We start from the raw sequence: 6,438 nt of genomic DNA on the forward strand, positions 1-6,438 counted from the left end.
ATAAAAAAGCTCAACATCTTTATGAGAAGCTTGGATTTAAAAAAGTGGGAGTTCATAGAAATTTCTTTAACATAGATGGAAATTATGATGATGAAATTCTTATGGATTTATATATAGATTAAAGACGTATTACGGGGATTTAATAAAAGGTTAAAGGGGAGAAATATAAGTTGGAAAAACAAGAATTAAAACAATTGTTAAAGAGTATAAAGGAAAATGAATATAAAGTTCCAGAAGGGGTTAATCCATATGAGTTATCCCTAAAATTGATGGACAATATAGGAAATGTTGATAGTGAATTACGTGATGACCTTATACTATCAAATTTATTTACCTGGATAGATGAAAATCAGTTATCAAATGAGCAGGTTTATAAACTATTGTGGATAGCTTTAGATGAAAAGCATGTTCTTAAGGGATTAGGTAACATTGATGATTCAGTTTTCTGTAGAACATTCTCAAGTGAAATAGTTGCAGCATGCATCTATAGACATAGAAGGGATAAGTTCTTATCCAAAAGTGATATTGAAAAAGCCTTTGATACTCTTTTGAAATTTTATAATGAAGATAAGGATGTTAGAGGATATGTAGAAGTTAAAGGCTGGGCTCATGGAGCTGCCCATGGTGCTGATGCTCTTGATGAGTTTGCTAGATGTGAAGAAATTGGATATGAGAGATTAAAAAATATACTAGATGCATTTTATAAAAAGATAAATATAAATTATTATGGTTACATTCATTTTGAGGATGAACGTATAATTACAGCTGTTAAATCTATATTGGAAAGAGAAATAATACCAATAGAAGAAATAGAAGCTTGGGTTAAGGGGTTCAACAAAATAGAAAAAGTGGGAAGATATCCAGAAGATTTAGTCATTGCTTTTAATGTAAATGTATTTTTGAAAAGCCTGTACTTTAGACTAATTGATATACCTAAATATGAGAATATTGCAAATACGGCTAGAGAAGTATTGAATGAAATAAGTAGATTTAAATAGGAGGAGTAGAAATGCTAAAGGTGATGCAGATTTCAAGTGATATTGCAGATGTTGTCCATGATATACAGAAAAGGTCATTTAAACAATTGCTTGACAAATATCATGATTATGATGTAAATCCTGCAATGGAAAGTATTGATATGGTTAAAAAAAAGATGGATAGAGCCAATACTACTGCTTATATTTTTAAACTGAACGACGTTAATGTTGGCTGGGTTAGAGTAACAGAATTAGCGGAAATGACTTATAAGATATCAGCTTTATGTGTTCTTCCAGAATACCAAAATAGGGGAATTGCACAAGAAGCATTGAAACAAATAGAAAGTCATTATCCTAAAGCACAGAAGTGGATTTTGGATACAATACTTCAGGAAAAGGGCAACTGTCATCTATACGAAAAATTAGGATATAAAAAAGTTGGTGATCTAATACCGATAAATGAAGGAATGACACTTGTTAGTTATGAAAAGATATGTAAAATATAAGATTGATTATTTACTAGAAGTAATTTGAAAATTATAAGATAGTTCGAACTTGCCTAATTTAAAAAAAGAGGAGTGATACTAAGTGACAAGTCATAATATTATGCATGAAATGAAAATTGACAAGTCGTGCTTTGATGTATTTCCAAAATTGGAATCTAATAGATTAATATTTAGAGAGGTAAATCCAGAAGATGTAGAAGAGATATTTAAGATTTATAGTGATCCAGAAGTTGCTAAATATGACTGGCTTACACCCATTAATACTAAAGATGATGCACTATCCATAATAAATCATTACAAAAATGAATTTAAAAATAAAGAAGAGATTACGTGGGGGGTTGCAAGAAAGAATGATAATAAAATCATTGGATATTGTAATTTAGGGAGCTTTGATGATGCTTCAATAAGAAGCGAGATTGGATATGGATTTAATCGTGATGAATGGAATAAAGGATATGCAACTGAAGTTATAAAGGTTTTGGTGAAATTCGGATTTGAAGTAATGAACTTTAATAGAATAGAAGCTACTGTAACCCTTGGTAATGAAGCTTCTGTAAAAGCTCTAAAAAAAGCAAACTTTGTTCAAGAGGGGATTTTTAGAGAAAGAACCATTATGAAAGGTGAGTTTGTGGATGATATTGTATTAGCTATATTAAAGAAGAATTATTTTAACTAAATAATTAGGGGGAGAGTTTTTGAAAATCGGGGTTATTGGACCTACGGAAAATGAAATTATGCCTTTTATTGAGGAGATTTCTAATAAAAAGGTAGAAAATGTTGCTATGCTGACATTTTACAGTGGTATATATGAAAACAGAGATGTTGTTGCATTGTATTGTGGTGTTTGTAAAGTTAATGCAGCCATTGCAACTCAAATATTAATAGATAAATTCAATGTTACTCATATTATTGTAACAGGGGTAGCAGGAGGAATAGATAATATATTAAATATTGGAGATACTGTTATTTCAACAGAAATAGCATATCATGATGTGGATAAAGGTATCTTGACTGAATATCATCCATGGATGGAAAGTATATATTTCAAAGCAGACAGTAAACTGATTGAATTATGTAGAGAAATGATAGATAAAAATACATTCACTCAAAAAATATTCTTTGGAAGAATTGTTACTGGAGAAGCCTTTATAAGTGATAATGGTCGTACTGAAATAATTTCTAAATATCATCCACTTTGTGTAGATATGGAAACGGCAAGTATTGCTCATGTGTGTTACGTGAATAATATTCCATTCATAGCAATAAGGTCTATAACAGATACAGAAGATCAGTGTGGGGTAGAAGTATTTGAAAAGTACTGTGTATCAGCATCAAATAACTCAATTAATATGGTTAAAAAAATATTAGAAATGAGGTGGATATAACATGAGAACTGAAAAGGAAATGTTTGATTTAATATTGAGTGTTGCAAATAGAGATAGCCGAATTAGAGCTGTTTATATGAATGGTTCTCGGGCGAATCCTAATGTAAAAAAAGACATTTTTCAGGACTATGACATTGTTTATGTAGTTACTGAAACAGAATCTTTTCTGAGAGATGAAGGATGGACAAGTGTTTTTGGTGAGCCAATTATTTTCCAAGAACCTGATAAGCTTGATAAAATGCAAGGAATAGATGTTGATTTTAAAAATGGTTATACTTATTTAATGCAGTTTACAGATGGAAATAGAATTGACTTGCATATTCAGCCTATGGAGATGCTAATAAAGGAATATGGAAAAGATAAGTTAACTGTTCCTTTACTTGATAAAGACAGCTGTTTACCACAAATACCATCAACAACTGATGAAGATTATTGGGTTAAAAGACCTACCTATGGACAATATTTTAGTCGATGTAATAATTTTTGGTGGGTAGCACCATACTGTGCAAAAGGACTTTGGAGAGAAGAAGTTCTTTTTACAATAGAAGTAATGAATAGTTATGTACGACAAGAATTATTAACTATGTTATCTTGGAAGGTTGGTATTCAAACAGAATTTAAAGTAAGTATAGGGAAAGCAAATAAATATTTAAAAGAATATTTGGATTTAGATGTATGGACAAGGTTAATGAGTACCTTTAATATGAGTGATTATGATTCATCTTGGAATGCATTAATTACAACATGCCAGTTATTTGAAGAGATTGCACCTGAAGTAGGTAAAATATTTGGATATGAATATAATTATGAAGAAGCTAAAAGAAGCTTTGAGTTTATAAAGCATATCAAAGAATTACCGAGGGATGCTGCAGAAATATACTAATTATAAGTTAGCCTTGATTTTTAAAATCACAAAGGAGCATAGGAGAATATGATATGTAGATTAGCTAGATAAGAGGATTTGGAAGTTCTCGCAGAAATGAGATGGCAACATGAATATGAATAGTAAGGCTTTCAATCAAGAATGAGGTAATGGAGCTAGAACTATAGAAATTTAGGACAAAGAGGGCAGACTCACAATTTTAGGTAAGGTGGTATTTAGATGAAGATAGAGGATATTTCAAAGATAGAACAGGAAGATGATAGAGTTTCAGCTCTTTATGATATTTTTGATGAAGGTTCAAGATTATCTACAAAGGCAAGGCAAGTGGAGTTTTTAACAACAGTAAGGCAGATTGAAAAAAATTTTATACCAGGTATGAAAATACTTGATTTAGGAGCTGGAACAGGAGAATATAGCTTGTACTTTGCAAAAAAGGGATTTGATGTAACTGCCATTGAGCTAGTTGAAAAACATGTTATGCAAATAAAGGGAAAAGTTGATTCTCAAATGTCCATGGAAGTATTTCAAGGTAATGCAATGAATATACCTATGATTAAAGATAAAACTTATGATATTGTATTATGCTTTGGTCCCTTATATCATTTGTCAAAAATTCAAGATAGGATGAAGTGTATAGCAGAAGTAAAAAGAGTTTGTAAGAAGGATGGAAAGATGTTCTTTGCCTTTATATCAAATGACATGGTTATTACTACGGAAACTATGCTCTATGATGAGGATTTTTTAAAGGGAAATAACTATAATCATGATACTTTTAAAGTTGTAGACTTTCCTTTTGTTTTCCATACAGTAGACCAGTGTAGAAAGCTATTAAGAGAATCTGACTTAAAAATTACGTCAGAGGTTGCTACAGATGGATTAAGTGAACTCTTGACAGATAAAATAAATAATATGGATGAGGAAAGTTATAGTAAGTGGCTTAACTATCATTATTATTGCTGTGAAAAGCCTGAGTTTTTAGGTACAAGTAACCACCTTTTATTTGTAGCGGAGAAGTAAATATTAAATTCATTGTGAATTGAGGTGTAAATGATGATTGATTTGGTACAGCCAGAACTCTGTCTTGAGGAAAAATTTATTGAAATGTTTAATGACTATAATAAAAATGAAGAAGATGTGATTGATAGAAGGTATTCTAGAGCAAATTATGATTTTAAAAGCTATTTAGATTATCTTAAGAAGAGGGAAAAGGGAGTTAATCTAGAAGTAGGACACGTTGCATCATCAGAATGGTGGCTTTTAAATGAAAACAAGGATATTTTAGGAACTGTTAGATTAAGATATGAGCTTAATGAGACAAACTATGAAGAAGGTGGACATATTGGTTATGATATATCACCAAGGTATAGAAGAAAGGGATATGGAAAGTTAATATTAAATTTAATATTGGAAAAAGCAAGGGTGTTAGGACATAGAACAGTTTTAGTAACATGTGACTTTGATAATATTGGTTCTAAAAAGATAATTGAGTACAATGGTGGAAGGTTAGAAAATACTGTAATTTCAAAGGAATCAGGTAAAGAGGTATTAAGATATTGGATAGAACTTTAATTGGAAAGGATTTCTTTTTACCACAGATAGCTATGGAAAAGTATATTATTTAAGATATCTATTTAATTGGTATATGATATATGATATATGAACTATAGTGATATAAATAATATGAAAGATAAAGTCTACAAGAATTAAAGGAATGAAGTTATTATTCGACTGGAGGAATTCACATGAATAGGATAGAAAAATTAAAAAAAGGTGATTATATTGGTATTTTTTCACCATCATCACCAATAACATATTCATGTCCTAAAAGATTTGAAAGAGCAAAGAAATATTTACAAGATAAAGGATTTAAAATAGTAGAAGGAAACTTAACAGGAAAGTACGATTTCTATAGGGCAGGTAGTATCAAAGAGAGGGCAGAGGAGTTAAATAATTTAATTAGAGATCCCGAAGTAAAATGTATAATGTCCACTATTGGAGGAATGAACTCAAATTCACTCCTTCCTTATATAGATTATGAAGCATTTAAAAAGAATCCTAAAATAATAATAGGTTATTCTGATGTTACAGCAATTCTACTGGCTATTTATGAACAAACAGGGATAAGTACTTATTATGGACCTGCATTGGTAGCTTCATTTGGGGAATTATCACCCTTTGTTGACTCTACTTATAGATATTTTAAAGAAATTACAATGGATGAAATAAAAATTCCTTATGTTTTTGAAATTCCACAATATTGGACAGATGAATATGTTAATTGGGAAACACAAGATAGAAGCAAAGAAGAGAGAGAAAATAGATGGATTACGATCTATGAAGGGGTTGCTAGAGGTAGAGTAATAGGTGGAAATCTGAATACAATGCAAGGTATATGGGGGAGCAAGTACATGCCAGAAATAAAGGAGGGAGACATACTTTTTATAGAGGATTCTTTAAAAGATGTTGCAACAATAGAAAGAAGTTTTTCTTTTTTAAAAGTAAATGGTGTTTTTGATAGAATTTCGGGAATAATCCTTGGAAAGCATGAAATATTTAATGATTTAAATACAGGTAGAAAACCATATGAAATATTATTAGAAGTGTTGGGAGGTAAAAGACTACCATTTATCGCAGACTTTGATTGTTGCCATACACATCCTATGTTTACCCTACCAATAGGGTGTGAG

The 6,438-nt window shown here is 30.6% G+C and carries 8 protein-coding genes; all 8 read left to right on the forward strand.

Annotation, left to right across the window (positions count from 1 at the left end; genetic code table 11):
• Positions 1-170 precede the first annotated feature (170 nt).
• Positions 171-998 (forward strand): DUF2785 domain-containing protein, encoded by an 828-nt coding sequence (locus tag B2671_RS00290; protein ID WP_346868601.1) that lies wholly within the window; start codon positions 171-173, stop codon positions 996-998.
• 11 nt (positions 999-1,009) lie between these two features.
• Positions 1,010-1,483: a GNAT family N-acetyltransferase gene (locus tag B2671_RS00295; protein ID WP_346868602.1), complete on the forward strand. Its 474-nt coding sequence runs from the start codon at positions 1,010-1,012 to the stop codon at positions 1,481-1,483.
• Positions 1,484-1,565: 82 nt separating this feature from the next.
• Entirely contained in the window at positions 1,566-2,159 is a 594-nt protein-coding gene (locus B2671_RS00300; RefSeq protein WP_346868603.1) for a GNAT family protein, read from the forward strand.
• Between the two features lie 19 nt (positions 2,160-2,178).
• Positions 2,179-2,868, forward strand: a complete 690-nt coding sequence (locus tag B2671_RS00305) for a 5'-methylthioadenosine/adenosylhomocysteine nucleosidase (RefSeq protein ID WP_346868604.1) — start codon at positions 2,179-2,181, stop codon at positions 2,866-2,868.
• A gap of 1 nt (position 2,869) precedes the next feature.
• The gene (locus B2671_RS00310) at positions 2,870-3,751 is read left to right on the forward strand and encodes an aminoglycoside 6-adenylyltransferase (protein ID WP_346868605.1); all 882 of its coding nucleotides are present in this window, start codon (positions 2,870-2,872) and stop codon (positions 3,749-3,751) included.
• A gap of 219 nt (positions 3,752-3,970) precedes the next feature.
• Positions 3,971-4,768, forward strand: coding sequence for a class I SAM-dependent methyltransferase (locus tag B2671_RS00315; RefSeq protein WP_346868606.1), 798 nt, complete (start codon positions 3,971-3,973; stop codon positions 4,766-4,768).
• Positions 4,769-4,798: 30 nt separating this feature from the next.
• Positions 4,799-5,320 (forward strand): GNAT family N-acetyltransferase, encoded by a 522-nt coding sequence (locus B2671_RS00320; RefSeq protein WP_346868607.1) that lies wholly within the window; start codon positions 4,799-4,801, stop codon positions 5,318-5,320.
• 173 nt (positions 5,321-5,493) lie between these two features.
• On the forward strand, positions 5,494-6,438 hold a 945-nt coding region (locus tag B2671_RS00325), incomplete at its 3' end, for a S66 peptidase family protein (protein ID WP_346868608.1).

Origin of the sequence: Clostridium sp. UBA5119 (assembly GCF_002414285.1) — a bacterium.
In the GTDB taxonomy this organism is placed as follows: Bacteria; Bacillota; Clostridia; order Clostridiales; family Clostridiaceae; genus Clostridium_J; species Clostridium_J sulfidigenes.